This is a genomic window from uncultured Faecalibacterium sp. (assembly GCF_900066275.1).
Classification (GTDB): Bacteria; Bacillota; Clostridia; order Oscillospirales; family Ruminococcaceae; genus Faecalibacterium; species Faecalibacterium taiwanense.
The window spans coordinates 44,768-47,026 of the sequence record NZ_FMFG01000019.1 but is presented as its reverse complement, the minus strand read 5'-3'; the positions used below and the strand labels follow the sequence as shown (position 1 = coordinate 47,026).

Below are 2,259 nucleotides of genomic sequence, written 5' to 3'. Positions count from 1 at the left end.
GATCGTGGTGGTGGCTTACGGCTGCATCCTGCCGAAGTCTGTGCTGGAAGCGCCGAAGTACGGCTGCATCAACCTGCATGTCTCCCTGCTGCCCAAGTACCGCGGCAGCGCCCCGGTGCAGTGGGCCGTGCTGAACGGCGATGCCGAGACCGGCGTTTCCATCATGCAGATGGACGAGGGCCTTGACACCGGCGATGTGCTCTGCTGCGAGAAGATCGCCATTGACCCGGAGGAGACCAGCGGCCAGCTGTTTGACCGCGTGACTGCCGTGGGTGCACGGGTGCTGTGCGAGGTGGTGCCCGCCATCGCCGCCGGAACGCTGAAACCCCAGCCGCAGGATCATGAGAACGCCTGCCTTGCACCTATGCTGAACAAGGAGATGGCAGAGTTCCGCCTGACCGAATCGGCTGCCCACATCCACAACTGGGTGCGCGGCATGAACCCGTGGCCCGGTGCATGGTTCGTCACCTCCGGCGGCAAAAAGCTCAAGGTGATGGAGTGCCGTGCCGTGGAAGCTCACGGCGAAGCGCCCGGCACCGTGCTGGCCACAAAGCCGCTCACGGTGGCTTGCGGTGAGGGGGCCGTCCAGCTGCTGAATGTGGTGCCGGAAGGCAAAAAGCCCATGGACGGCACCGCCTTTGCGGCCGGTCAGCGCCTGAAAACGGGGGATATCCTCTGATGGCGGCGAATCCCCGCGCGGCGGCAGTGGCGGCGCTGGTGCGGCAGGAGCAGGATGGTTTTTCCAACCTTGTTCTGGATGCCGAACTCAAGCGCCAGCAGCTGGAAGGCCGCGATAAAGCTTTTGCCAGCGCCATCTTTTACACGGTGCTGGAACACCGGGGCACGCTGGACTACATCCTGTGCCAGTTCCTGCCCAAGGGCCTTGCCAAGCTGGATGCACCGGTGCGCGAAATATTGCGCGCAGCGCTGGCGCAGGCCCGCTATATGCAGGTGCCGGTGTCCGCTGCGGTGAACGAGGCCGTCAAGCTGACCCGTGCCTTCAAAAAATCCAGCGCATCCGGTCTGGTCAACGCCGTGCTGCGCAAGGCGTGCAGCTACGACCTGAGCACCGCAAGCTTCAAAAACGAAGTGGAGCGGCTCATGGTGCTTGGCTCTGCCGGGCGGGATGTGGCGGAATTTCTGCACAAAAACTACCCGGATGAAGCACTGGATATCCTTACCTACAAGGCCGACGGCGGCATGACCAGCCTGCGGGCGAACCCGCTGAAAGGCAGTGCCGATGAGCTTTGTGCAAAGCTGCTGGCTTCCGGCGCAAAGGAAGCAAAGCGGGGCATTGTGCCCGGCAGTGTGCTGGCCCGGTTCGAAGGCAGCCCGGCGGAAAATGAGCTGTTCCGGCAGGGGTACTTCCATGTGGAAGGACAGGCCAGCCAGCTGGCGGCGCTCTGCGTGGACGCACAGCCCGGAGAAACAGTCATCGACCTGTGCGCCGCGCCCGGCGGCAAGACCATCCTGCTGGCCGAGCAGATGCACAGCACCGGCAGGCTTTACAGCTGCGATGCCGCCGAGAACCGCGTGGGCCTGATCCGCACGGCAGTGCAGCGCATGGGCCTTGCCAATGTGGAAGCCCTGTGCAACGATGCCACAAAGGTGAACCCGGCCCTGCCGCAGGCCGATCGCATTTTAGCGGATGTGCCCTGCAGCGGCCTTGGCATTCTGGCAAAAAAGCCGGATCTGCGCTACAAAAAGCTGGAACCGGCCCGCGAAGCTGAATTATTGGCCACGCAGTCGGCCATCCTCGATACGGCGGCACAGCTGCTGAAAGCGGGCGGCAGGCTGGTGTACTCCACCTGCACCATCGACCCGGCAGAAAACCAGCAGCAGATCGCGGCATTTCTGGCCCGCCACCCGGAGTTTACGGTGGTGGAGCCTGCCGCAGCGCTGCCCGCCGGGATGACGGCAGGGGAGCACGGCGCGCTTTCGGTGCCCACCCGCACCGGCATGGACGGCTTTTTCCTGTGTGCCATGCAGAAAAACGGGGAAAAGCTGCAATGAAACAGGTGGCTTGTTCGTAAAAAACAATAGGAGAACACAATGGAACAAAAACGCTGTATCTCTTCCTTTACGCTGGCAGAGCTGACCGCTGAACTGAAAGCGATGGGTCAGCCGGGCTTCCGGGCAAAGCAGATCTTCCACTGGGTGCACCAGAAGCTGGTCACCGAGTTTTCTGCCATGACCGACCAGCCCAAGACCCTGCTGGCAAAGCTGGAAGAAAGCTTCTACATTGCCGCGCCCAAGATC

The 2,259-nt window shown here is 62.5% G+C and carries 2 protein-coding genes and 1 pseudogene; all 3 read left to right on the top strand.

The features are described from left to right. On the top strand, nucleotides 1-679 hold a 679-nt coding region (fmt, locus tag QZL71_RS08100), incomplete at its 5' end, for a methionyl-tRNA formyltransferase (RefSeq protein ID WP_294648442.1). Then, nucleotides 679-2,013 carry a 16S rRNA (cytosine(967)-C(5))-methyltransferase RsmB gene (gene rsmB, locus QZL71_RS08095; RefSeq protein WP_223387828.1) on the top strand — a complete coding sequence of 445 codons (1,335 nt, stop codon included), beginning with the start codon at nucleotides 679-681 and terminating at the stop codon, nucleotides 2,011-2,013. The genes fmt and rsmB, both read left to right, overlap by 1 nt. Nucleotides 2,014-2,052: 39 nt before the next feature. After that, nucleotides 2,053-2,259 (top strand): annotated as a pseudogene (locus QZL71_RS08090) (23S rRNA (adenine(2503)-C(2))-methyltransferase RlmN); the annotation flags it as partial.